Raw genomic sequence first — 25,069 nt, 5'->3', positions numbered from 1 at the left:
CATGAACACCGGACTCGATGTTTTCTCGACGCTCCACCACCTTGTGCAGCGCGCCATGTCCAGCCTCCCGGGCGCGCAGCGCGGCAGCCTGCTCGTGCGCGCGGGGCGGCGCCTCGTGTACAGGGCGGCCGTGGGGCTCGACGGCATCCTCCCGGGCCGCCTCCGCACGCCGTCCGACGGCGGGCTGCTCGCCGCGTCGGCGCCGTTCGGGCCGGCCGCGGCGCCCGAGGCGGCGCGCGGGCCGTGCATCGTCCCCGCGGCCGCGTGGTACCGGGCGCACCTGCCCGAGGTCGCGGAGCGGCCCGGCTGGCCGCTCGAGGGCGCGCACGTGCTCGTCGTGCCGGTGCCGCTGTTCGGCGCGCCGGGCGCCTACCTCGCGCTGGAGCAGCCGGACGCGACGCCGCTCTCCGGCCCCTACCGCGCGCTCGTCGAGTCCGTCGTGGAGAGCGCGGGCGCCGCGCTCGAGCGGCGCGGCCTCTTCGAGGAGAAGGCGCAGGTCGCGCAGGAGCTGCGCCTCCTCGAGGAGGTGCTGAGCGCGGTCGCCGAGTCGGTCGACCTCCTCGAGCTCATCGAGACGGTCGCGGACGGCATCCGCAGCGTGCAGACGGGCCCGCGCTGGAGCACGATCGACCTCGCCATCCTCGACGACGCGGCCAATGCGGGGAGCGCGGGGAGCGCGGGCCGCGCGGACGACGGCGCAGAGGGCCCGCACGACCGGCGGACGATCCGCCTTTACAGGGCGCCGCGCCGGCCGCTGACGGCGTACTGGAACAACGTGCGCGACGGCGCGCTGGCCGCGGGGCGCGACCTCCGGGTCGCTGTGGAGTTCAAGATCGGCATGGCGTCCGGGCCCGCGGCCCAGGAGGCGTTCCTCGAGGAGGGGATCCGCCGGCGGGTCAGCGGGATCGCGATCGCGCCCATCGACCCCGCGGCGCTGGAGCCGGTGATCCGGCGCGCGGCGGAGGCGGGCATCCCCGTCGTCGCCATCGACTCGCCGCCCGTCGAGGGGAGCGCCTGCTCGCTCTACATCGGGACCGACAACCGGGCCGCCGGGCGCATCGCGGGCGAGGCGATGCTGCGGCTCCTGCCGCAGGGGGGCGACGTCGCCATCCAGGTGGCCTCCGCCGCGGTGGGCAACGCCCGCGCCCGCATCGAGGGCTTCCGTGAGGCGATCGCCGGCTCGGCGATCCGCGTCGACTCGCTCTCGGAGAACCTGTTCGACCCGGATCGCGCGACAGAGCTCGCCTTCGAGGTGGTGCGGTCGAAGCCGCAGCTCGCCGGCGCCTTCGGGGTGTGCAGCGAGAACGGTCCGGGCCTCGGCCAGGCGTCGATGGCGCTCGGGCGGTCCGGGGACATGAAGCTCATCGCCTTCGATCTCATCACCGCCACGCTGGCGATGCTCCAGGAGGGGGTGATCCACGCCGCCGTCGTGCAGCGCGAGTACGACATGGGCTACCGCGGCGTGCAGGCGCTCCACGACATGGCCACGCGCGGCGTCGCGGCGGCGCTCGCGGACCTGCCGGCGTCGCGCACCGTCGACACGGGGGTCGATCTCGTGACGGTCGAGCGCACGCCGTCCTCGATCGCCCTGTCGGAGCACCTCGCCATGAGCGCCGCCCGCCGGATCGCGAACCGCAAGCTGGGCGCCGCGAACGGCGGCAAGGCGCTCGAGTTCCTCGTGATCGGGATGGCCGAGCGCGAGTGCCTGGTCAACGACGAGCGCGCGCCGGTCGCGGACGACTCGCTCGTGGGCCGGGTGATGAGCGCGTGCTGCTCGCTCGTCATCGACACCGCGTCGAGCGAGTACCAGGGCTTCAGCGACGTCGCCGAGGCCCGCTGGGGCGGCGCGCGAACGATGGTCGGCGTGCCGCTGCTCTCGCGGGACGCCGTCCTCGGCGTGCTCGTGCTGGGCAGCCCGCAGCCCGACGCGTGCTCGCCGGCCGACCTCGCGCTGCTCGAGCGCGTGGCCGCCGTGGCGGCCGTCGTGCTCGAGAACGCGCGGCTGCTCTCGCGGATCAAGGAGCGGACGCGGGAGCTCGAGTCGCTGAGCCGCCGTCAGGAGGCGCTGCTCGACACGATCGCCCGGATGTCGAGCCCGGTGGTGCCGATCGCGCCGGGCGTCCTCGTGATGCCGATCGTCGGCGCGCTGGACGCGCAGCGGTCCGGCCGCTTCCTCGAGGTGATGCTGCAGGAGATCTCGGACCACCGGGCGCGCGTCGTGCTCATCGACGTCACCGGCATGGCGGTCGTCGACGCGAGCGCCGCGAGCCACCTCGCGCAGGCGGCGCGCGCCGCCGCGATGCTCGGGTCCGAGGTGGTGCTCGTCGGCATCGCGCCGGAGGCGGCGCGGCTCATGGTCGAGCAGGGGATCGAGCTCGACGGCATCGTCACCCGCTCCACGCTGGAGCTCGGGTTCTCGTACGCGCTCGGCAAGACGGGCGGCCGCGTCGTCTACCGGCGCGGCTAGAGCAACGATCACGTTGATCGAGCGACAAATGAAACGCCAAGGCGCCAAGGGCGCCAAGGGCGCCAAGACATTGTCTTCTTCTTGGCGTCCTTGGCGTCCTTGGCGTCCTTGGCGTCCTGGCGGTTCGACGTTCTGCTCGTCTCAGGCGGGCTCAACCCGTTTGTCGCTCTGGCCCCGGCCGCGATCAGCGGCGGTCCCGGTGGAGCTCGATGGCGGCTGCGACGAGCGCGGCGATCTTCGGCACGTCCACGTCGCTGGCGGAGCGGATGTGGACGTTCCTTGCCTGCTTGGCGTTGCCGGTGAGCAGGCCGTTCGGATCGGGCAGCTCGGCGCCCTGCTCGAACCCGAGGTTCACGCCGAAGCGCTGCGGGGCGAGCCAGCAGATCTGGTGTTTGTGCCCGTCGCCCATCCGGAAGCTGATGATTCGCCAGCCCGGATAGACGTGCTCGTGCACGTCGGGGATGATGCGGAGGAGCAGCTTGCGCACGCGCAAGGTGAGCTGCTGCGCCGCGGGGGGATACTCGCTCAGCAGAGCGGCCACGGCCGGGTCGTCCGACACGGTGTTACTCGGTTGCGGGCAGGCCTCTCGGCCGCTCGTCCTTCGCGATCCAGACGGTCTTGATGTTCACGAACTCGCGCAGGCCGTACGACGAGAGCTCGCGGCCGTGGCCGGACATCTTGACCCCGCCGAACGGCAGCCGCGGATCGGACACGACCATCCCGTTGACGAACACCTGGCCGGCCTCGATCTCGTCGATGAGCCGCTCGCGCTCGGCGGGGTCGCGGGTCCAGACGCTCGCCCCGAGCCCGAAGCGGGTGGAGTTCGCCATCTCGATGGCCTCGTCGATGTCCGTGACGCGGAAGACCGCGGCGACCGGGCCGAAGAGCTCGTCGTCGGCGGCGGGGGAGGGGCTCCGCACGTCGGTGAGCACGGTCGGCGGGAAGTAGTTGCCCGGTCCCTTCAGCCGCTTGCCCCCGGTGAGCAGGAGCGCGCCCGCGGCCACCGACGCGCGCACCTGCTCCTCGAGCTCCGCGGCGATCTGCGGCGTGGCGAGCGGCCCGACGTCGACGGACGGGTCCATCGGGTCGCCGACCCGGAGCCGCCGCATGGCGGCGACGAAGCGCTGCTCGAACTCCGGCACGATCGACTCGTGCACGATGAAGCGCTTCGCCGCGATGCACGACTGACCGTTGTTGATGATGCGCGCCTTGATCGCGGTCCCGACGGCCGCGTTGAGGTCGGCGCTCGGCAGGACGATGAACGGGTCGCTGCCGCCGAGCTCCAGCACGACCTTCTTCAGGTGCTTGCCCGCGTGGGCGCCGACGCTGCGCCCCGCGTTCTCACTGCCGGTGAGCGTCGCGGCCGCGACGCGCGGGTCGGCGAGCAGGCGCGGCACCGCGTCGGTCCCGACGAGCAGCGCCTGGAAGACCCCCTCCGGGAAGCCGGCGCGGCGCAGGACGTCCTCGATCGCGAGCGCGCAGCGGGGCACGTTCGACGCGTGTTTGAGGAGGCCGACGTTGCCGGCGACGAGCGCGGGCGCCGCGAAGCGGAAGACCTGCCAGAACGGGAAGTTCCACGGCATGATGGCGAGCACCGGGCCGAGCGGCTGGAACGCCACGTAGCTCTTGCCCGCGTCGGTCGCGACCTCCTCGGGGGCGAGCAGGCGCTCGGCGTTGTCGGCGTAGTAGCGGCACACGGTCGCGCACTTCTGGGCCTCGGCGATGGCGGAGCCGATGGTCTTGCCCATCTCGAGCGTCATCAGCCGCCCGAGCTGCTCCTTCTCTGCCTCCAGGATCTCGGCCGCGCGGCGGAGCCTCTCGGCCCGCTCGGCGACCTCGGTCCGTCGGAAGCTGCGGAACGCGGCGTGCGCGCGCGCCACCTTCTGCTCCAGCGCCGCCGACGAGAGCGGCTCGAACGTCTCGAGCGTCTCTCCTGTCGCCGGGTTGATCGTCGCGATCGCGGTGTTCACGGATGTGCCTCCTCTTCGAGCGCCGGGGGCCGCGCCCCGTCGCCTGCCTGCGCAGAGCGCGCCGAGCGATCCCGGCAGGCGAGCTTGGTCCAGACCCGCCTCTCCTTGCAATGGCCAGCGACGGCGGCCCGCGCATCGTCCGCCTTCCTTCGCCCGGCGCGCCCGGCGGCGCGTGAGGGCGGAGGGGGGTCGCCATCGCACGTCCTGTTCATTAGGCAGAGGGGGATGGTCCGCAGCGGATCCCCTGCCGCGAACGACGCAGAGCGCGCCGCTTCAGCCTGGGCGGCCCGCGCCGGCGAGCGCTCGGCGCTGCCGCCCTCGGTCGATGACGCCGCCGGCCTGCTCTCCTGTGCGGGCGAGCTGGAGGTGCGGGTAAGGGCGCTGGAGTCGCTCGTGTGCGCCGGTGTGCCGTTCATGGTGGCGGGCGCGTATGCCTTCTTTGCGTACACCGGCATCTTCCGGGATACGAAGGATCTCGACGTGATGCTGGAGGAGCGGGACCTGCCGGCGGCGTTCCGGGCGCTCGAGCGGGCCGGGTTCGAGACGGAGCTGCTCGATCCGCGGTGGATCGGCAAGGCGTACGCGGGCGATCGATTCATCGATCTCATCTTCTCGTCGAGCAACGGCCTGGCGGTGGTGGACGGCGGCTGGTTCGAGCACGCGCGTCCGGCCACGATCCTTGGGCACTCGTGCCTCATCGCGCCGGCCGAGGAGATCATCTACACGAAGGCGTTCGTGGACGAGCGGGAGCGGTACGACGGGGCGGACGTGAATCACCTCATCTACGCGTGCGGCGACGAGATGGACTGGGAGCGGCTCCTCGCGCGCTTCGGCCCGCACTGGGAGGTGTTGCTCGCGCACCTCACGCTGTACCGCTTCGTCTACCCCGGCGCGCGGAGCCGGGTGCCCGGGTGGCTCGTCGAGGAGCTCTGCCGTCGCACGCTGGAGCAATCGCGGGCCGGCGACGCGCCGGTCCGGGTCTGCCGGGGGAACCTGATCAGCCGGCGGCAGTACACCCACGATTACGAGCAGCTCGGCCTCGTGACGGCGCCCCCGGCGCTCGCGCCCGAGCTTCAGGTGGCGCGGGCGCCGCTGTGCCGGAAACGTCGGCGGCACGGGGCGCGGCAGCGCCGCGGCCGGGGGGAGCCGGGCGGCCAGGAGCGCGCGGGGGCGGAGGCCGAGGCGGCGCGGCTTCGCAAGCCGGGGCCATGAGCGCCGTCGCGGGGGGGAACGGCGCCGGCGGCGGCAACGGCGGCGCGGGGGGCAACGGCGGCGCGGGGGGCAACGGCGGCGCGGGTGGCACAGGCGGCGCGGGCGGCGCGGGCGGCGCGGGCGGCGCGGGCGGCGAGGGCGGCGGGCCCGGCAAGCGCCGCGTCGCGGCGGCCTCCGACCTGCATTGCCGGCCGGAGCACGGCGGCAGGATGCGCGAGCTGGTGCGGGCGGTGAACGCCGAGGCGGAGGTGCTCGTGCTCTGCGGCGACCTCACCGATCGTGGCTATCCCGAGGAGGCGAAGGTGCTGGCCGACGCGCTCTCCGGGCTCTCGGTGCCGTGCGCGGCCGTGCTCGGCAACCACGACCTCGATCGCGGCGCGAGCGCGGAGATCGCGCGGCTGCTCGGCGAGGCTGGGGTCGAGGTGCTCGACGGCGATCACCTGATCCTGCGCGACGACGTCGGGGTGGCCGGCGTGAAGGGCTTCATGGGCGGCTTCGGGAACGCGACCCTGCAGGCGTTCGGCGAGGGGCCGCTCAAGGCGTTCGTCCAGGAGGCCGTGACCGAGGCGCTGAAGCTCGAGGCGGCGCTGTCCCAGCTCGACACCGACAAGCGGGTCGTGATCATGCACTACACGCCGGTGCTCGACACGACGGTCGGGGAGAACGTGGAGATCAGGCCTTTCCTTGGGACGAGCCGCCTTGTCGCGCCGATCGATCTCTACGGCGCCGACGTTGTCTTCCACGGCCACGCGCACCACGGAGCGCTCGAGGGGCGGACGCCGAAGGGGACCCCGGTCTACAACGTGGCGATGCCGCTGCTCAAGAAGCTGACCGGGAGGCCGTTCCTCCTTGTCGAGGTGTGACGCGTGCCGCGGGAGCACCGGGTCGGGGTCATCTCGGACACGCACGGGCTTGTGCGCCCGGAGGCGCTCGCCGCGCTCGCGGGCTCGGAGCTGATCCTTCACGCGGGCGACATCGGCGGCCCCGAGGTGCTTGCCGCGCTCGCGGCGATCGCGCCCGTGACGGCGGTGCGCGGCAACAACGATCACGGGCGCTGGGCGGACGGCTTGCCCGAGCGGGCGACGGTGCGCGTGGCGGACGCGACGCTGTTCATGCTGCACGACGTCAAGGAGCTCGAGCTCGACCCCGGCGCGCCGCCGCCGACGGCGGTGGTGGCGGGGCACTCGCACCGGCCGGGGATCCGTGAGCAGGGCGGCGTGCTCTACCTCAACCCCGGCAGCGCGGGTCCTCGCCGCTTCAAGCTGCCGCTGTCGGTGGCGCGGGTGGTCGTGCGGGGCGCCGCGGTGATGGCCGAGATCGTGGAGATCGGGAACCGAGCGCCGTAGGGGCGCGCACCGCGGTCTGGGTGCCTCTGAGAGGCGTGTCGCGGTCTCAGTGCCTCTGAGAGGCGCGCCGCGGTCCGGGTGCCTCTGAGAGGCGCGCCGCGGTCTCAGTGCTTCTGCAGGAAGTCGCGTATCGCCCCGAAATAGTCGTCCGCGAACGAGAGGATGTCGTTGTGGCCGGCGCCGTCGATGAGGCAGAGCGCCTTCTTCTCGTGCGGGACGGCCGCGTGGTTCTCGCGGGCGTGGAACGGCGGGAGCAGGCTGTCGTGCGCGCCGTGCAGGGTGAGGACCGGGATCTCGACCTGCCTCAGGATCTCCGAGCTCGAGAGGCGCCGGTGCGCCTCGTCGCGCAAGTCGCCGAGGTCGATCTGGAACAGGGCGAGCAGGTGCCGCACGTCGCTGAATCCGCTCTCGAGGATCAGCGCGCGGTACGCGCCGCCGCGGTCTTTGGCGATGCGCGACGCGGGCGAGCTGCCGAGCGAGCGGCCGAAGAGCAGCGGTGTCGGCGGCCGGTCGAGGCCCGCCTCGCGGGCCTTCTCGGCGAGCTCCCGCTCGAAGAAGGCGGCGACCTGCGCCGGGTCGTCGTGGAGCGAGCGCAGCGACGGCCGCCCGCCGCTCCAGCCGTAGCCGCGGTAATCGACGATGAAGAAGTTGAGACCGAGCTGCTGCCACATCTCGGCGATGTCGTCGTAATCGGGGACGGTCTCGCCGTTGCCGTGGAAGGCGAGCACGGTAGGCTTCCGCGGGTCGGACAGGTGCCAGCGCGCCCCGAGCGTCACGCCGGGGGCCACCGGGATGTCGTGGTCGGACGCGCCGGGGGGCGGTCGCGTGCTCGCGCGCCTGGGGTAGAAGACGCTGGCGGCGCGGGGATCCGCGTCGAGCGCGCGGAGGAGCTGATCGAGGGAGCTGCTGGGCTGGTCAATCGGCATGGCTCACCGTTCTGCCGAGAGCGGCGGGGGCAGTGGGCGCGCAAAATACGTCGTGCCGGAGCAGAAAGGTACCTGGGATGGATGCCCCCGAGGGCGGCAGGGCGGCAGGGCGGCAGGGAGGCGGGGGGCGCGGCACGAAGGTCGCCTACGCGGTCGCGACGACGCCTTGCACCGCGGGCTCGCCGTGCCTGGCGCTGTCGTCGCGCCTCGAGCGACAGATGCGCTTGCTTGCTCCTCGGCGATCGAGAGGACCCGCGCGAGCGTGCCCGGGTCGAACCCAGGCAGCGCGCGCACGAGACGTGCCATTGGCCGAGCTCTTGCTTCGCGCGGGAGGGCTAGGGTCACGGTGCGTCAATTCTCAGCAAGGAAACCTTGTAGCCCATTCGTCGCAAAATCCTTGCTGCGTTTGCGAGATTGAGCTGGCTCAGGAATGGGAGAGATGCGGGCCAGGTGGGGGTGCGCTTGGTGATGACGGCGTACACGATCTCGAACGACGCGGCATTGAACGTGGGAGCTGCGAGCAGGCGGGCATGGGCGGGGTGGCCTTTCAGCAGCGAGACGACCTTCTTGCGGTACCCATCGTCCCAGAAGAGCGCTTCGGCCGAGGCGATGCCTTGCGAGAAAAGGTGGCTGAGCGTCGAGGACCGAGTCTTCCTCTTCACGTGTACGAGCTGTCCACCGAGCGTGAGAAGGTCGCAGCATTCAATCGGAGTGTTGGCACCAGTGACGCTCCTGTTCCCACGATCGAGGAGCGCAATGTCCTTCATCGTGGCGGAGACGCGCTCGTTGTAGTCCTTCTCCACCTCGTCCGGATTCGCGGCGGGCAGCTTCAGCCCGGAAGTGGGAATTTGCTTGATGTCGCTCTCTATGCGTCGCGCGTAACTTGGCTCGATGACGTACCACTCTCCGGCCGACAACGCGTAGAGAGTGTCCTTGTGTGTCACCTCGTACACAAGTGCGTCATAGATAGACCATTTCTCTCGTGTGACGTCAGCATCGGCGTACTTTACTCCTACGCGATCGCGCCTTATTTTGCTGATGGAGAGCGCGCCTGTGTCTATCGTGCCGAGGTAGTGCGCGAGATCCAAATCGGGGTGATCGTCCGCGTGGCCCTCGGTGGAGTAATTGAATGCCGCGAACCGATCCCACTCGATGGGCTTCGGGGCGGCGAGGTAAGCGTTCGTCGAGGTGCCAGCGCGTAGCTCCTGGATCAGCAGCTGGTCGAGCTCGCCTCCTAAGTTGGTGTCGCGAATCTTTCGAACGTAGTCGACGAATGCGAACTCTTTGAGGTAGTCCTTCTTGCCATACTCATGAAGCAGCCGGTCGCACTTGACGCCGATGCCAGTGAACGCGATCTCTGCGTTGAGGACGAGGGCGTCGCTGCCTGTGACCTGCCTGCCGATGTTCGGGTCTCTCGGCCGACCGGTGACGGATCGCATGAGATCCCGCGTGACATCGAGCCCGAACGTCGGCAAACGGGAGCCCATGCTCGCTTGACGTCTCGTGTGCAACGTCAGGTCTTCCATGGTGTGCATGTCGACGCTGCGAAGCGCGTCGGGGTCGACTGTGTTGAGGGCAACCTTGAGACCGAAATCTCGCTCGATGAGCTCCTGGCGCAGCAGGTTGCTCCCATACCCGAAGCTTATCGCGAAGAACCGTTGGCTGGTCTCCACGAGCAGCACCGCCGACGAGGTGGCGTTGACGAGGGAGAGGGTTGACCTGACCCCTTCGTTGAGCAGGTCGACCCAGGCGGGCGGCTTGCGTGAAGGAACGGCGGGGAGGAATAGAGAAGCCTTGAAGCCAATGTTCTTCTTGAGGGAATGTTGGATCAGCGCCGTCGGGTCCCGGAATGCGTCTCTAGCGGCGACCAGGCTCGGCTTGAGAAGTCTGATGTTCAGCGGGCGGACCTTCACTTTCATGGCGCTGACCCTTTCATAGAGCTGATCCTTGCCGTTCGGCATCGGGAGCCGCGTGCTTCGTCTGCGTGTTGGGTGGCGTTGAGCTGCGCGTATTACCGTAGTTTCTTGGCGTAGTTGTCCTTCACGTAGATGTTGATGAAGGCGTTCAGGCCTCGTCCGCTGCGCGCGAGGAGCTTCATTTGTTCGACGTGGTATCTGCCTGGGGCTTGGTACGTATAGAGATAGGTGCTGCCTCCCTTGAACGTGATCTCGATCGATTCCTCTTCGATCTTGTACGTGTCTACTCCGGAGTTTCCTCCGAGGTTGCGGTACTTGATGTGATTTGAGCTCAAGGTCTGCCTCCCTTCGTCGGCGCACGCCGGGTCGAGCGCTCGACCCCAGGCCGGCGCCTGGTGCTGGCACGCTCCGAGATCCAGCGCGCTCCGCGTGCCCTGAACAGTATGTCCTCCGTTCGGGCCGCTCCCAGACGCAGATCTGCGTATAGCTTCGAGGGCGTGGCCGACTACGATCCCTGGAGTCGAACCGCGCAATGCGCGATACGGTCGCTCGTGCGCGCTCCGCTCAGGAGGTTTTCATGGCCAAGGTGGAAGAGTTCAACACGAGCACCCCCCAGTACCCGCCCGAGCACCGGGAGGTGTATCATGATCAGAGTGAGTGCAAGTTCGGTAAGGCGATCAAGCCCGAGCACCGGTTGCGGGGGAGGGGGGGCAAGAAGCACTGCTCCGAGTGCGAAAGGCTCGGTTAGCTCCGCCCGCCGGGAATCCGGGCAGATAGCCGGACTCCCGGCGGGATTTCAGACGTGCGGTGTCAGCGCGCCGCCCCCCGTGGCCCCGCTCACTCGCCTTGCATGTGGAACACGAGGTGCTCGGCCAACCACCCTTGACCCCACCGAGTCAGCACCATGCGGCGACCTTGCTCCAGCGCGGCAGAGTCGGGCATGATCGCCTCGTCCAGCGTCGTCTCGACGAGGTGGCCGCCGCGGCGCGCGGAGGGGCCTATGTGGAGCAAGAACTGCTCGATTCCGCCCGCACCGTCGAGCTCGAACTCCAGCGTCGTGGGCTTCGACGCGATCAGCTCCTTGCCTTCGACGAGGACGTTCGGCGCCGGCGAGCCTCCTGGGCGGTGGGTGACGAGCACGATGCCGAGCCTGCCGGCGCACCTTGAGGTGAGCTCGATCCGAACCCGATCGCCGCTGGCGAGGGAGAGGATCTCGCCGGTTCCGGCCGGGATCCACGTGCCCCGACGGCGGCCCACGACCGCCGACGTCGCCGGCGGCCATATCGCCACGATGCCCCGCGCGACGGTCTGGATCAAACCGTGTCGCTCCAGGAGGTCTACGTTGTCGTCGAGCGTGCGCCGGTCGCGCGCCCCGAGCACCGCCTGGACCTCGTCGAGGGAGAGCGGCTCGGGAAAGACGTCGAGGAGGCGGGACGCGAGATCCTGCGACCCTTTCCGGGACGCCGCGGCCTTGGGACGAGGCCCGCGCGCCGCGAGATCGTGGATCATCCCCGCATAGCGCTTCCGGTCGTCCAGGGACGGGCTCACGCTCGGCGCGAAGGCGGTGAGGCGATCCGCGCTCTCGGGCGTCCGCCGGCGCGCCCACTCGGCGAGGATCCAGCGCTCTACATCCTCGACCTCGTCGAGCTGGCAGCGCTTCACGAACGTGCCGAGCTCTCGGATGTTGCCAGGCCACGCCGCCGGGTGGCGCGCCAGGCGCCGCACCGCGGACAGCACGTCGGCCGCGCGCTCCGGAGACACGGTCGAGGTCTTGAGGATCTCCGTCGCGATCCGCACGGCCCGCTCCGGAGCGTCGCGCAATGGGCCGAGGGTGATCGGGAGGACGTTGATGCGGTGATAAAGATCTTCGCGGAAACGCTCCTGATTGCACAGCTCCAATAAATCCCTGTTCGTGGCGGCGATGAGCCGGAAGCTCGCGCTGAGATCGTCGACGCTGCCCACCCGGCGATACTTGCGCTCTTGAAGCAGCGTGAGCAGCTTGACCTGAACGGCGAGCGGGAGCTCGCCGATCTCGTCGAGGAAGAGCGTCCCGCCGTCCGCCCTCTTCACGATGCCGTCCGTCGCCTGGTATGCGTGCGTGAACGCCCCGCGCTCGTGGCCGAAGAGGGTGCTCTCCTCCAGCCCCTTGGGGATCGCGCCGCAGTTCTGGACGACGAGCTGCTTGCCCCGGCGGGCGCTCCGGTCGTGTATCCACTGCGCCAGCGCGCTCTTGCCCGAGCCGCTTGGACCGGTGATGAGCACGTCATCATCCATTCTTGCCAATTTCAGCAATCGTTGTGTGAGCTCGGGGTCGAGGTCGAGCTCGGCCTTGAGCGCCATGAGGGTTCTCCTTGGCATCGAGAGAGACGCCGCGCGTACCGGGGAGGAGCTTAACAGCCCCGGCGATCCGATGGGCAACGGCGTCAGGGAACGGTCAAGCGGCATCGGAGCGCGCGTCCTGCAGCGACCGATGGGCGACGATGAGCTCGAGGCGCGAGTGGACGCCGAACGCGCGGTAGATCCTCTCCGTGTGCGTCCGGATTGTCCCCTCGCTCCGGGCGAGCCGGGCGGCGATCTGTTTGTACGAAAGGCCCGTCCCGACGAGCAGCTCGACCACCTCGCGCTGGCGAGGCGTGAGCGTCGGGCTCCCCGGTGGATCGGTGAGCGCGCGCAGGGGCGCGCGCCGCTTCGCGCTGCGCGCTCGGAGGTCGCAGCGAGGGCTGGCGGGAAAGGTTCGATTCGGTCTCATCGACGGCATGGCTGTTCGCTCCCGGGCGCCGCACGGTCGAGCCGCCGGCGCCGCTCTCACCACCCGATCGTCGGTCCCCAGGCCGACGGAGACCATCCCCCGCTCGGGGTAAGGGCGCGGGCCCGGCGAGCGCGCCGCAGGCTGCTGCAACCTGCAGCAAATAGGGCCATGAGCGCCGGCTGTGCGAGCGTGTAACTGATTGATTCTACATTGTTTTGTCGATGGATCGCCGGCTGCTCCATCGCCCCCCGACGACGGCGGACGTGACGGGCCCACAGGAGGGCTCCCGCCTCGCCGTCCGGGAGGCACCACGCCATGAAAGATCTCGTTTTCCGTCTTGATCGAGAGACAGACAAGCTGATCGAGAGCCTCGATGAGCACCCCGTCGCGCGGACGCTCTTCGACGGGACCATCACCGCCGGACGCTATGCGGCTTACCTCGAGCAAACGCAGCACTACGTCGGGGTGGCGCACGAGCTGCTCCGCGCCTCGGGCGAGCGCCTGCTGGCGACGGACCAGCACCCGTCGCTCGCGCGCCTGCTGATCGACAAGTCCGAAGAGGAAGCCGGACACGAGGCGTGGGCGCGGAACGATCGCGTCGCGCTCGGACTCGGGGCGAACGACGCGGGGCCGAACATCGCCGTCCAGGCGTACATCTACACGCACCGGTTCGAGGCGCGGGAGGGGTGCGGCGCGGCCTTCCTCGGCACCGCCTACGTGCTCGAGGCGCTGTCGGCGCGGCTGGCGCCCGTCGCCGTCCAGAACCTCCTCCGGAGGAGCCGTATCCCCGGCATCGAGGGGGCCGTGACGTTCCTGCGCGGGCACGCCGAGGAGGACGGCGGCCACATCGAGCGGCTCGCCGGCGCCCTGCGCTGCTTCACGGCGACGTCGGACACCGAGGCGATCGTGCGCTCGGCGCGCCGCACGCGGCAGTACTTCCCCGGATTCTTCTCGCCGCCTCGCTGAGCCCGCGGCGCTCGAGGACAACGAGCGGTCGCCGGGGCGGGGCGCTGACGGCGCGCGCCGCCAGCGCCCCCGCCTGCCCGCTCCAAACAGACCTGTTGCGGAGGAGCCATGAAGAAGCAGATTCGTGCCGGTGTCGCCGACACCCAGGCGATGATCGCGGACGCACAGGGCGTCCGATGTCGTGTGTTCGTGAAGGAGAAAGGCCTCGTCAGCCGTCACGCCTCGACGCTCGATCGGGAGATGGACGGGTATGACGATCTGGAGACGACGCTCCACTTCGTCGCCTACGTCGACGGCGTCCCGGCGGCGGCGGCGCGCCTCATCCGCCCGAACCCGGGCGTGGCGCGGAGGATCGGCCAGCCGCTCGGGGTCGATCTCGCCGCGCGCTACGACCTCGGCCCGTTCGTGCGGGCCGGGGTGTCGGTCGCGGAGGTGTCGCGGATGTGCGTGGTCCCGGAGCACCGAGGCGCGGCGGTGCTGTGCGCGCTCTACCTCGCCATGGTGCGCGAGAGCCTGCGCGTCGGGCTGACTCACTGGGTCGGCGCGGGCAATGCGGAGACCGACGCGCTCGAGGACGCGGAGATCGCATACCGGATCGCGGAGCGCGACGGCCTCGTGAGCCCTCGGTGGCGCGTCGTGTCGAGGCCGGATGCCAGCGCATCTGGGGCTTCGGTGCAGCCGTTCTACACGCCGGCGGAGCGCGCCCGGGCGCGCGCCGGCGACCTCCGGGGGCTGCGGCTGCCGCGTACGCTGTCGGCGTTCGGTCGCCTCGCGGCGCGCTACATGGGCCGGCCCATCCGGGAGCGGGGCTACACCGTGTGCTCGCTGCCGCTCGTCGTCGACCTCGCCGACGCCGTGCGCACCGAGGCGTTTCAGCGCGCCCTCGACCGCCGCTGAGCTGCCGCCGCGCCGCGGGCCCGTGGTAGTCTGGGGCCCATGGCGAAGGGGAGCTCGATCGGGAGGCGCGATCTGGGGACGATGTTCGAGATCAGCACCGCGCTCGTGGCGGTGCGCGATGTGAACGACCTGCTGGGGGACGCGTTCTCCCTGCTCTTGCCGCTCGTCGGGGCCGACTGCGCTGCGCTGGCCACGACGTCGCCGGAGCGCGGGGCCAAGCTCGACTGGGTCGAGAAGGGCCTGCCAAAGGCGTTCTTCGGCGCCTACGAGAGGATGGAGAGCTCGGACTTCGTGCTCACCGCGGTGCAGTCGAGCCCGGGCGTCGTCCTGCGCGACGATCAGATGATCGACCGGAAGGCTCTCCGGCGGAACGAACTGTACCAGTGGTCGCGCGAGCTGGGCGTGCCCATCGAGCGGGTGATGGCCGTCATGCTGCCCGTCGGCGCCGGCTTTCAAAGCGGCCTCTCCCTTTACCGGGCTCGACCGCGTCCGTTCTCTCTGCGCGATCAGGCGGTGCTGCAGGACCTCACACGCTCGATCTCCCACGCGGTCCGCAACTGCTGGTTGTCCGCCCAGGCGGCGCGCTGGTCCAGGGTCCTGGACGCGCTCCTCGAGGAGGGGACCCACGCCATCGTCCTCGTGCGGTCCTCCGGGCGGGTGCTCGACCAGACGGCCCAGGCCGCTGGGTTGCTCCACAGGTGGTTCGTGCCCGCCGAGCGCATGGACGGGCGCTTGCCAGGGCCGTTGCTCGCCGAGCTGGCCAAGGCGCAGGCCGCGCGGAGGGCGGGGGCGGAGGGGGCGCGGCCGTGGAAGAAGGCAAGAAATGGAGCGAGCCTCAGGGTGAGGTTTCTCGCCTTGTCCGAGCCGATGGGCGAGCCGTCCTGGGCGCTGGTGCTCCGCGAGGTGCCGGACATCCTACCCGTGCCCAAGGCGCTCGCAGGCAAGCTCACGGAGTGCGAGCGTGCCGTGGCCGCCAGGGCCGGCCGCGGCTGGGACGACAAGACGATCGCCCAGGCCATGAAGAACGCGCCGGGGACGGTGAAGAAGCAGCTCCGGAGCATCTACAGCAAGCTCGACGTCCAGGACCGCAGGGAGCTCATGCTGCTCCTGTGCGAGGCGTGGCTCGACGCGTGACAGGGCCGTCGCGGGGCGCGCCCGCGCCTCCGCGCCACTGGCCCTGTACGTAACTCTGCCGATGGCGTTGACCGCGGGATCGCGGTCAAACCAGGGGGTCCGTTCGAGGCGTGGGGCACCGGCTCACCGGAGGGCCGGCGCGCTCCGTCTCGCCCTTGTCGGTGCGCCATGCGTCCATCCACCCGCTTCATCCACACCGCTGACTGGCAGCTCGGCTTCCGCGCGCGCTTCATCCGCGGCGATGCCGGCGCGCTCGTGCGCAACCAGCGCTTCGAGACGCTCCGCGAGATCGGCAACGTCGCCCGTGAGACCAAGGCCGAGTTCATCGTCGTCGCCGGCGACGTCTTCGAGGACCACGGCCTGGGCCCGGCGACGCTGTACGGCGCCTTCGAGGCGATGGCCGAGATCCCGGCGCCGATCTATCTCCTACCAGGCAACCACGACCCGCTCAGCTCGGACGCCCTCTACCGCAGCGAGCTGTGGCGCCGGGAGTGTCCGCGCCATGTCCACCTCCTCGGCTCGCGAGAGCCGGTGATCGTCCGCGAGGGCGTCGCGCTCCTCGGCTGTCCGCTCTTCGCGCGGCACACCCTCGGCGACGTCACCGAGCACCTCACGCCGGAGCTCGGCCCGCGCGATCACGTGCGCATCGGCGTCGCCCACGGCGGCATCAAGGAGTTCCTCGAGCGGGTGGCGGGCGATCGCGAGCGCGTCCACAACGCGATCCCTGCGGATCGCGCGTCCCGCGCGCGCCTCGACTATCTCGCGCTCGGCGACTGGCACGGGCGCCTCCGCATCGACGAGCGCACCTGGTACTCGGGTACGCCGGAGGCCACGCACTTCACCGAGAAGGACCCGGGCAGCGTCCTCGTGGTGGAGATCGACGCCCCCGGCGCGGCGCCCCGCGTGACGCCGCGCCCCGTGGCGGGCCTCGTCTGGGAGAGCACCGAGCGCCACCTCGACGGCGCCGCCGATCTGGTCGGCCTCGAGCGCCACCTCGACGGGTTCGCGCGCAAGGGGATCACGCTGCTCGAGCTCACGCTGACGGGGGCGATCGATGCGTCGACGCGGGCCCGCCTCGACGAGCTCGTCGAGGCAGCGCGCCACCGCTTCCGCTTCTTGCAGGTGCGCGATGAACGACTGCAGACCGTCGCCGACGAGGCCGACGCGGCGAGCCTCCCCGCCGAGGGGTGGCTCGGTCAGGCGGTCGCGCGGCTTCGCGGGCCGATCGACGGGACCTCGGAGGTCGAGCGCGCCGAGGCATTGCGCCTCCTTCTTCGCCTGCACAGGGCCGTGTCATGAACAAGGGGATCAAGCTCGTCCGCCTCAGCGTGCAGGATGTCGGCAACCTGGTCGGACGGTTCGACCTCGGGCCGTTCTCCGCCGGGATCAACGTGATCAGCGGCAGGAACGAGGCGGGCAAATCCACGCTCGTCAGGGCGCTGCGCGCGGCGCTCTTCGAGCGGCACGACTCCGAGAACCAACACGTTCAGTCGCTCAGGACGCGCGGGACGCGGAACGCGCCGGAGATCTGGGTCGAGCTGGAGCTCGGCGGCGAGCGCGTCAGCGTGCACAAGCGATTCCTCGAGAAGCCGGTCGTCGACGTGCTCCTCCATCGCGACGGCACGGAGGTTCACGGCGCGAGCGCGGAGGAGCTGCTGCTCTCGCAGCTCGAAGGGCGGCGCCCCGGCAAGCGCGACCGCTCGCGGAACCACATGGGGCTCTGGGGCCTCTTGTGGGTCGCGCAAGACGAGAGCGCGGCGGCCGATCCGGGCGGTTCCCTCGATGAGCACGTGCGCGGGGCGCTCTCGGACGTCATCGGCAAGCAGGTCGGCCAGGTGCTGGGCGGCAAGCACGGCGAGCGGCTGCGCACCCGCGTGATCGAGCACGCCGCGCTGTTCATCAACGCGAGGGGCCCGACGGGCGAGTACCGAGCGGCGCAGGACAGGCTCAGGGCGGCCGACGAGCGCGTGAAGGCGATCACGGCGGCGAAGGCGGCGGTCGAGGAGCTCGCGCGGACGCACGCGGAGCTCAGCGAGCAGCTGCGCGACGCCGAGCGAAAGCTCCCGGAGCTCGAGCGAGAGCTAGAGGCCGCCGTCGCGGCCGAGCGCCGCGTGAGGGCGCTCGAGGAGACCGCGCGCGACGCCGTCGCGCTCGTCGAGACGACGGAGGCGAGGTGCCAGGCGGCTCAGCGGGAGGTGGAGGCCCGCGCTGCGCTGGCGGGCGAAGCGGCTGAGCTGGATGCGGCGATCGCCGCCTGCGACGAGGACGCGGCCGAGATCGCGCGGGCGATCGAGAGCGCGGAGCGCGAGGCGGCCGGCGCGCGCGAGGACGCCGCCGGCGCGCGCGGGGCGGTCCTCCAGGCGCGGGCCGCGCTGGATGCCGCCGTGGCGGACCTCGACCGGTCGCGCCGGCGCGACGAGGCGGCCCGCGTCGTCAGCGACCTGCGCGCGGCCGAGGAGGTGGCCGTCGAGCTCGCAGCAGCGTCGCATCGCCTCGAGTCGGAGACGCTCGACGAGCGTTTGCTCGAGGAGATCGAGGTCCTGACGGAGAGGGCGAAGGCCGTCCGCGCCCGGCTCGATGCCGAGGGGACGCGCATCGTCACGCTGACCGCGGACGGGCGCCGGAGCGTCCACGCGGTCGGCGCGGCGTCGACGATCGACGTGCCTGGGCTCGGGCAGATGGAGATCGAGCCGGCCCGCCCCGGGCTCGCGCAGGCGCTGGCGGAGGCCGAGAGACAGCGGGCAGCGCTCGAGGAGGCGCTCCGTGCGCTCGGCGTCACGGACGTGGCGGCGGCGCGGGCGAGCAGCGCGGCGCGCGCCGAGGCCGCGCAGGAATACGAGGCGCTCGGCGCGCTCAAGAAGAAGCTCGCGCCGAAGGGGCTCGACGCGCTCGAGCTCCGGGTGAGCTCGGATCGCGCGCAGCGAGCGCGGATAGAGTCCGCGCTCGACGAGGCGATGCGAGCGGAGCGCGATCGCGAGGAGAGCGTGCGCGCCCTCGCCGGGCACCGCGTCGACGACCCGGCGATGGATGCGCTGCGGGCGCGGGAGCGGGACATCGCGGTCCAGCGCGCGTCGTGCGATGCGATCGCGACGCGCGTGGAGGTGCGCGCGCTCGCCGATCTGCGGGTCCGGCTCGCGGGCGCGCAGCAAGCCAGGCGCGTGAAGGCCGGCTCGTGCGAGACGTTCACGTCGGCGGCCCGCACCACCGTGGTCCTCGATGACATCGCCGAGATCACGCTCGAGCCGCGCGGCAAGGACCTCGCGAAATCCCGGGCGGCCCTAGAGCGGAGCGAGCGCGAGCTCTCCGCGATGCTCCAGGCGCTCGGGGTCGCCGACATCGAGGGCGCGGCGCAGGCAGCCCGTGCCTGGGCGCAGCTCGACGCGGTCCGCGAGCAGGCCGAAGAACGCCTCGCCAAGGTGGCGCCGGACGGCATCGAGGCGCTCCGCGCGGACGTGGAGAAGGCGCGCAGGCGAAGCGTCTCGTCGGAGAAGGCGCTCACCGAGGCGAGGGAGGCCTTCGCGAGTCACGCGCGGCTCGAGGTCGCGCTGGCGCAGAACCCGATCACCGGCGAGGCGCTCTCGCGGCTCGTGACGCTCGAGCGTGCGCTCGCAGCGGCGGACGCCGCCGTCGCTCGGCGCCAGGCGCGCGTGCGCGCGGTCGCCGGTCCGGTCGCCTCGGGCCCCCAGCGCGCATGGGCCGTACAGCGCGCGATGCGCCCCGAGGCGGTGGGGGAGGTCGTGTGGGAGATCATCCCCGGCGAGGTCGGTCGAGAGCTCGACGTCGATGGGGTCGAGCGGCGGCTTCGCGAGGCGCTGGAGCGGGCGGCGGTGGCCGACGTCGGGGCCGCGCGCGCCCGCTTGCAGGCGCGGATCCTCACGAGCGCGCGGATCGCCGAGCTGCGGGAGCGGCTCGCGAGCGTGGCGCCCGACGGGCTGGACGCCCTGCGAGCGCGCGCCGCGGCCCTCGCAGGGGTGGACGCTGCTCCGACGGCGCGCGCCGGAGGCGATGCGGCGAGAGAGCGCGGCGCGCTCGAGCAGGACGTGGACGCGGCCCGCGAGGCGCTGCCCCCGCTGGAGGCCCGCGCAGAGCGCGCCGCGGAGGCGCTGGAACGCGCGGAGAGGGCGGTTCGCGCGCGAGAGCAACGGCTCCGCGAGCTCGTGGCGGCCCGGAACGAGAGGGCCGCGCGGCGCCGCGTCGTGGCCGAGAGGCTCGCCGGCCTGCGTGAGGCCGTGGCCGATGCGGCCCTCTACCAGCGGGCGGAGATCGCGCGCTGGGAGCACGCCCAGGCGCGCGCGAGCGCGGAGCGCGCCGAGACCGAGCTCGCGGAGGCGATCCCGCAGCTCGCGCGGGATGAGGTGCCCCGCGCGAGGGGCGCCATCGACGCGCACAGGCGGCGCCTCGCCGGCCTGCACGATGAGGAGCTGCGATGCCGGACGCTGCTCGAGAGGGCGTCCTGCGACGGGCGGTTCGAGGCGCTCCGCGACGCAGAGGACGAGCAGCGGGACGCCGCGCAGGAGCTCGCGCGGATCACGCGGGAGGCGAACGCGGCCCGCCTCCTTCGCACCGTCGTGGAGGACGCCTACAAAGAGTCGCAACGCATCTTCCTCGCCCCCGTCGTGGAGGAGGCGAAGCCGTACCTCGCTCGGCTGAGGCCCGGGACCGAGATCGAGATGACATTGGATCTCAAGCTCGGCAAGGTCAAGCGCCGCGGCGAAGCGGAGGAGTTCGACGAGCTCTCGGGCGGCACGCGAGAGCAGCTGTCGGTGATCGTGCGGTTGAGCCTCGCCCGCGTGATGGCCAAGGATCAACGATCTCTCCCGCTGATCCTGGACGACACGATGGGGTGGACCGACGACGCGCGCTTCCTGTCGATGGTGCAGATCCTCCGGGACGCCGCGAGCGAGCTGCAGATCATCCTGCTCACCTGCCACGGATCGCGCTTCGATCGATTTCAGGCGTCGTATGCCGTCGATCTCGACCGGCTGCGCGAGGCGCGCCAGCCGACGGCCGAGGCGCCGGCGGTGCGCCGTGCTCCTTGAGGCATCCGAGCGCGCGAGGGGCTCTGCGTCGACAGACGCGCTGCCCTGGCGGCGAGACGCAGGCCACGTTACCGCACGGACGGAGATGACGCGGGCTCGTATGGCTCAGGCGCGTTGCGCTCTTGCGGCGAGGCGTTGTGATGGGTGTTGAGCTTTTCGGCCAGCTGAGCGATGGCAGTTCCCGGCCGTGAGCCGTGGGAGCGCTCGCGGCGCTGCAGACCGTGAACCCCGAGGGGCCATGACGACGACAGCAAACGCGCACAAGAGACGCGCGACCAGGAAACGAACGCGACCCGCACGGCAGAAGCGAACGGCAAGCGACGTTGAGCGAGCGAACGGCGGCCTGACGGGGAAGCAGGCGTTTGCTCTCTGGGCGCTGCTGCTCACCGGCGACGGGAAGCCCCTGTCGCAGCAGAAGGTGACGCTCGACAGGGCCACGTTGAAGGCGCTCGAGGGCGCGCGGTTGATCACGATTGAGCCAGGCACCCGGAAGAACGACCCAGCGTACGGTGCGAAATTCCACGTGGCGGACGAGGGCTGGGCGTGGGCGAACGGTCAGGGGCTCGCGGCGGTGCTCTCGCGGACCCCGTCCGCGGCGACGGTGCTGGAGGCGCTCCTCGCCAGGCTCGCCAGGTACATGGAGGTCCACGGCCTCGCGCTCGATCATCTGCTGCGGCCGCGGCCCGCCGCGCCGGAGCCGGCGGAGAGCGCCTCGACACCGCACGAGCCGCTCGGCGCGCCGGCGTTGCGCGCCGTCGAGCCCGCGGCGCTCGAGGCGCCGATCCGCGCGGCGTACCTGCGGGTGACGGGCGGGGTCCTGAACGAGTTCGTCCGGCTCGCGCAGCTCCGCGCGCAGCTCGGCGACGCGCCTGCCGACGCCGTCGACGCGGCGCTTCGCCAGATGCAGCGGCAGGGCGGCGCGGTCCTCTATCCCATCGACGACCCGCAGCGGATTCGCCCCGAAGACGACGCGGCGGCGCTCCAGGTCTCCGGCGAGCGGCGTGATCTGTTTTGCATCACGAGGTGATCCGATGGATGCGTTGAAAGCGTTCGAAGCGGTCGATTTCCAGTCCACGCAGAACCTCGACAGCGTCTGGCAGGATCCGCGGTACGACGTCCCTTCGCTGCACCAGAGGGGGCGGCGCGAGGTGCTCGCCAAGGTCCGTTCGATGGCCGAGAGCCAGGAGACGGGCTCGCCGTTGGGCTGGGTCTTCGTCGGTCCCGCGGGCATCGGCAAGACGCACATGCTCTCCGCGATCCGGCGGGAGATCTTCAAGGTGCCGGCGAGCTTCGTCCTGGTCCACATGACGGACGTCCACGATTTCTGGGAGACGGTCCTCCTCGGCTTCATCGATTCGCTCCAGAGACCTGCGGGCGCGACAGACCGCACGCAAGGTCAGCTCATCGTCCAGCACATCGCCGCGCAGGTGCGCGGCGGCGACGGTTCGGCCATGACGCGAGAGCTGGCCACGCTTCGCCCGCCGAAGCTCGTGAATGAAATGGACGCGCTGGTGCAAGGGCTCGGGCGCGCGCACCGGGCGCAGACGCTCAAGCACGCCGACACGCTCCGCGCCCTCGTGCTCCTCAACTCGGACGACATGGAGCTGTCGAACCTCGGATACGCCTGGCTGCAAGGCCACGGCGTCGACGAGAGCGACATGAAGAAGTTCGACTTCAACATCCGCGAGAAGAGGCCGAGCGCGGTGGTCGAGGGCCTGTCCTGGCTCACCAGCCTGCGATGCCCGACGGTCATCGCCATCGATCAACTGGACGCCATCGTCACCGAGCACCACCTGCTGGCCGATGCGAGCAGCGTTCCGGATGAGCACACGGCCCGGCAGATCATCTCGCGCAACATCATCGAGAGCGTAGGGCGCGGGCTGATGGAGCTCCGAGACGTGACCCGCCGGACGCTGACGGTCGTGGCGTGCCTCTACGAGACATGGAAAAAGATGAAGGACACAGCGCTGAAGTCGACGACGCATCGCTACGAGGACCCGCGAATCCTCGTGAACCTGTCCGACGTGGCGATGGCGGAGGATCTCGTGAGCGCGCGCCTGGACGACGGCTACAAGCGGATCGGCTTCACGCCTCCTTATCCTCGGTGGCCTTTCGCGCCTTCTGCGTTCGCCTCCATCGCCGACGGGGGGAAGTCGCCGCGCGACCTGCTCCGCCGCTGCGAGCAGCACCGCCGCAAGTGCCTCGATGACGAGCGGGTCAGTGAGCTCACGTCGTTCGTGGCCGAGGAGGCGCCGCCGCGGAGCACGAAGATCGCGCCCGCGCCCAGCGAAGCCACCTTGCGCGAGCACGCTTGGCTCGACGCGGAGCTCGAGCGCCTGCGCGCGTCCGTCAAGAGCCTGAAGGGGGTCATCGAGCCGGACGGTGAAGATGAGCTGGGAGACCTGCTGCGCGCTGGGTGCGAGCTCGTGGTCGCCGAGCAAACACCCGATCCTGACGTGGAGATCGTGATCGACGCCCAGAGCGGCGAGCAGCGCAACTATCCGGCGCTCCACGCGCGCGTGCGCCAGATCTTCACGGCCCACCACGATCGCGAGCGACACCTTTGCCTGCGCGCGCTCACGCGGGACAACGCGATCGCCTTCCAGGCCCGGCTCACGGCGGCCGTGACCGCGGCCGGCATCGACCGGCAGATCGAGTTTCGCAAGCTCGTCCTGGTGCGCAACGCCCCTGTGCCGAGCGGCGCGAAGACGACAGCGCTGATGGCGAAGGCTCGCGCCGCAGGCGCCGAGTTGACCGCTGCCAACGAGGGCGATCTGCGCGTGCTGGCCGCGCTGGTCGCGTTGCGCGGGGACAAGCGCGTGAAGCGCGACACGTTCGAGCCGTGGCTGCGCGAACGCCGCCCCGCCTCTCAGCTCGCGCTCATGAAGCCGGTGGTCGACTGGCTCGCGCGCTCTCCGCACGCCGCGGCGCCTGCGAACGCGGTGGCCGCCGCGGCGCCCGCCGCTCCGGCGGCCGCGGCCGGTGCGGCGGCCGCCGCGCCCGGGTCCCCGCCGCGCGCCGCGTCGCCCACGGCCGCCGCGACGACGGTCGTCGCGACAGCTGCGGTGACCTTGTCCGTGTCCTCACCGGCGGGTCACGTGGCTCCCGCGGCGCCGGCGGCGCGGCCGGTCGTCGCTGTCGGCCACCACGTCATCGGCGAGCGGCTGGGCGCGCTGCAGGTGATCCCGGCCGAGGACCTCAAACAGCACGTGGTCGTGCTCGCCGGCGCGGGATCTGGCAAGACGGTGCTGCTCCGGCGCCTGATCGAGGAAACAGCGCTGCTGGGGATACCGTCGATCGTCGTCGACGGCGCCAACGACCTGACCCGGCTCGGCGAGCCGTGGCCCGAGCGCCCCGATGCGTTCACCGCCGAGGACGCGGAGAAGGCGGCCCGCTACCACGCGCAGACGGACGTGATCGTGTGGACGCCCGGGCGATCGAGCGGCAATCCGCTGCACCTCGGCCTGATCCCTGATTTCGCCGCCGTCGCGCAAGACCCCGACGACCTCACCCAGGCGATCGCGATGACCGCCTCCACCCTGGCCGCGATGGCGGGAAAGAAGGCCGATGAGAAGGCGCGCGCGATCCTCCACGCCGCGCTCCGCTTCTTCGTGCAGGAGGGCGGCGGCGATCTCTCCGCCTTTCTCGAGGTGCTGGGCGACTTGCCCGACGCGGCGAGCCTCAAGATCTCGACCGCCCGCAAGGTCGCGACCGCCCTCACGGACTCGCTTCGCGCCGCCGTGCAGACGAACCCGCTCCTCCACGAGGAGGGCGAGCCGCTCGATCCCGGCGTCCTCTTCGGCGTCGGCTCCGAGCGCCCTCGCGTCTCCGTGCTCAGCCTCGTCGGCCTGCCGGGGCTCGATGCGCCGCTCCAGTTCGTCAACCAGCTCGCCATGACGCTGTTCACGTGGGTGAAGAAGAATCCTTGCCCGCCCGATCGGCCGCTGCGCGGGCTCCTCGTGATCGACGAGGCGAAGGACTTCGTGCCGTCGCAGGGCTCGACCCCGTGCAAGGAGAGCCTGATCCGGCTGGTGGCGCAGGGGCGCAAGTACGGGCTGGGCGTGGTGTTCGCCACGCAGGCGCCGAAGAGCATCGATCACAACGTGATCGCGAACGCGAGCACCCAGTTCTATGGGAAGGCGAGCTCCCCGGCGGCGATTACCACCGTCGAAGAGCAGCTCCGCGTCCGCGGCGGCACCAAGTTCGACGTGGCGACCTTGCCCAAGGGCCGCTTTTTCCTGGCGGGCAACGGCATGGCGGCGCCGGTCAAGGTCGCGGTGCCGATGTGCCTCTCGCACCACCCCCCGTCTCCTCCGGACGAGGATGGCGTCCTCCGGCGCGCCCAGGCGTCGCGGGCGCGCCTGAAGTAGGCGAGGGCGCAGGTCGAGGGCGGCGACCCACGCCCTCGAGGACGCGGCGAGTCGCGGCGAAACGATCGAGCGAAGGT

The 25,069-nt window shown here is 71.2% G+C and carries 19 protein-coding genes; 12 read left to right on the top strand and 7 right to left on the bottom strand.

Going from position 1 to position 25,069, the window contains the following annotated elements; translation table 11 throughout:
* Position 1 precedes the first annotated feature (1 nt).
* Positions 2-2,467, top strand: coding sequence for a substrate-binding domain-containing protein (locus tag WMF24_RS31780; protein ID WP_437731174.1), 2,466 nt, complete (start codon positions 2-4; stop codon positions 2,465-2,467).
* Positions 2,468-2,651: 184 nt separating this feature from the next.
* On the opposite strand, the gene WMF24_RS31775 is transcribed toward WMF24_RS31780, so the two are convergent.
* Together WMF24_RS31775 and WMF24_RS31770 are read right to left on the bottom strand one after the other, a co-directional pair.
* Positions 2,652-3,026, bottom strand: a complete 375-nt coding sequence (locus tag WMF24_RS31775; RefSeq protein ID WP_437731173.1) for a DUF1801 domain-containing protein — start codon at positions 3,024-3,026, stop codon at positions 2,652-2,654.
* 4 nt (positions 3,027-3,030) lie between these two features.
* Positions 3,031-4,437: an NAD-dependent succinate-semialdehyde dehydrogenase gene (locus WMF24_RS31770; RefSeq protein WP_437731172.1), complete on the bottom strand. Its 1,407-nt coding sequence runs from the start codon at positions 4,435-4,437 to the stop codon at positions 3,031-3,033.
* A gap of 225 nt (positions 4,438-4,662) precedes the next feature.
* Here WMF24_RS31770 and WMF24_RS31765 point away from each other — a divergent pair, with 225 nt between their 5' ends.
* Genes WMF24_RS31765 through WMF24_RS31755 form a run of 3 tightly spaced genes read left to right on the top strand, consistent with a single transcriptional unit; the run spans position 4,663 to position 6,995 of the window.
* Positions 4,663-5,649 carry a hypothetical protein gene (locus WMF24_RS31765; protein ID WP_437731171.1) on the top strand — a complete coding sequence of 329 codons (987 nt, stop codon included), beginning with the start codon at positions 4,663-4,665 and terminating at the stop codon, positions 5,647-5,649.
* Complete coding sequence (locus WMF24_RS31760) at positions 5,646-6,512, top strand: metallophosphoesterase family protein (protein ID WP_437731170.1); 867 nt, start codon at positions 5,646-5,648, stop codon at positions 6,510-6,512. Before WMF24_RS31765 ends, WMF24_RS31760 begins: the two co-directional genes overlap by 4 nt.
* Positions 6,513-6,515: 3 nt before the next feature.
* On the top strand, positions 6,516-6,995 hold the full coding sequence (locus tag WMF24_RS31755) for a metallophosphoesterase family protein (RefSeq protein WP_437731169.1): 480 nt from the start codon (positions 6,516-6,518) through the stop codon (positions 6,993-6,995).
* A 104-nt stretch (positions 6,996-7,099) separates the two neighbouring features.
* Here WMF24_RS31755 and WMF24_RS31750 read toward each other — a convergent pair whose 3' ends face one another.
* The 3 genes from WMF24_RS31750 to WMF24_RS31740 all read right to left on the bottom strand — a co-directional run bounded on the left by WMF24_RS31750 (position 7,100) and on the right by WMF24_RS31740 (position 10,172).
* Positions 7,100-7,921 (bottom strand): alpha/beta hydrolase, encoded by an 822-nt coding sequence (locus tag WMF24_RS31750; RefSeq protein WP_437731168.1) that lies wholly within the window; start codon positions 7,919-7,921, stop codon positions 7,100-7,102.
* Between the two features lie 341 nt (positions 7,922-8,262).
* Positions 8,263-9,840 (bottom strand): TIGR04141 family sporadically distributed protein, encoded by a 1,578-nt coding sequence (locus WMF24_RS31745; RefSeq protein ID WP_437731167.1) that lies wholly within the window; start codon positions 9,838-9,840, stop codon positions 8,263-8,265.
* A gap of 92 nt (positions 9,841-9,932) precedes the next feature.
* Positions 9,933-10,172 (bottom strand): hypothetical protein, encoded by a 240-nt coding sequence (locus tag WMF24_RS31740; protein WP_437731166.1) that lies wholly within the window; start codon positions 10,170-10,172, stop codon positions 9,933-9,935.
* A 242-nt stretch (positions 10,173-10,414) separates the two neighbouring features.
* Here WMF24_RS31740 and WMF24_RS31735 point away from each other — a divergent pair, with 242 nt between their 5' ends.
* Positions 10,415-10,585, top strand: a complete 171-nt coding sequence (locus WMF24_RS31735) for a hypothetical protein (RefSeq protein ID WP_437731165.1) — start codon at positions 10,415-10,417, stop codon at positions 10,583-10,585.
* An 89-nt stretch (positions 10,586-10,674) separates the two neighbouring features.
* Here WMF24_RS31735 and WMF24_RS31730 read toward each other — a convergent pair whose 3' ends face one another.
* Positions 10,675-12,177: a sigma 54-interacting transcriptional regulator gene (locus tag WMF24_RS31730; protein WP_437731164.1), complete on the bottom strand. Its 1,503-nt coding sequence runs from the start codon at positions 12,175-12,177 to the stop codon at positions 10,675-10,677.
* 94 nt (positions 12,178-12,271) lie between these two features.
* Positions 12,272-12,586 carry a response regulator transcription factor gene (locus WMF24_RS31725; protein ID WP_437731163.1) on the bottom strand — a complete coding sequence of 105 codons (315 nt, stop codon included), beginning with the start codon at positions 12,584-12,586 and terminating at the stop codon, positions 12,272-12,274.
* 315 nt (positions 12,587-12,901) lie between these two features.
* On the opposite strand from WMF24_RS31725, the gene WMF24_RS31720 reads away from it, so the two are divergent.
* The 7 genes from WMF24_RS31720 (at position 12,902) to WMF24_RS31690 (ending at position 24,992) form a co-directional block, all read left to right on the top strand.
* On the top strand, positions 12,902-13,552 hold the full coding sequence (locus WMF24_RS31720; RefSeq protein ID WP_437731162.1) for an iron-containing redox enzyme family protein: 651 nt from the start codon (positions 12,902-12,904) through the stop codon (positions 13,550-13,552).
* Between the two features lie 108 nt (positions 13,553-13,660).
* Entirely contained in the window at positions 13,661-14,449 is a 789-nt protein-coding gene (locus WMF24_RS31715; protein ID WP_437731161.1) for a GNAT family N-acyltransferase, read from the top strand.
* A gap of 39 nt (positions 14,450-14,488) precedes the next feature.
* A complete protein-coding gene (locus WMF24_RS31710) occupies positions 14,489-15,583 on the top strand; it encodes a helix-turn-helix transcriptional regulator (protein ID WP_437731160.1) in 1,095 nt (364 codons plus the stop codon).
* Positions 15,584-15,751: 168 nt separating this feature from the next.
* Positions 15,752-16,882, top strand: coding sequence for a metallophosphoesterase family protein (locus WMF24_RS31705; RefSeq protein ID WP_437731159.1), 1,131 nt, complete (start codon positions 15,752-15,754; stop codon positions 16,880-16,882).
* Positions 16,879-20,622, top strand: coding sequence for an AAA family ATPase (locus tag WMF24_RS31700; RefSeq protein ID WP_437731158.1), 3,744 nt, complete (start codon positions 16,879-16,881; stop codon positions 20,620-20,622). The genes WMF24_RS31705 and WMF24_RS31700 overlap by 4 nt, the downstream gene beginning before the upstream one ends.
* 238 nt (positions 20,623-20,860) lie before the next feature.
* Positions 20,861-21,649, top strand: a complete 789-nt coding sequence (locus WMF24_RS31695) for a hypothetical protein (protein ID WP_437731157.1) — start codon at positions 20,861-20,863, stop codon at positions 21,647-21,649.
* A 4-nt stretch (positions 21,650-21,653) separates the two neighbouring features.
* Positions 21,654-24,992 carry a helicase HerA domain-containing protein gene (locus tag WMF24_RS31690; RefSeq protein ID WP_437731156.1) on the top strand — a complete coding sequence of 1,113 codons (3,339 nt, stop codon included), beginning with the start codon at positions 21,654-21,656 and terminating at the stop codon, positions 24,990-24,992.
* Positions 24,993-25,069 lie beyond the last annotated feature (77 nt).

Origin of the sequence: Sorangium sp. So ce1335, assembly GCF_051521615.1 — a bacterium.
Classification (GTDB): Bacteria; Myxococcota_A; Polyangia; order Polyangiales; family Polyangiaceae; genus Sorangium.
The sequence above is the reverse complement of the archived record's forward strand: the minus strand, read 5'-3'. Positions and strand labels throughout refer to the sequence as shown.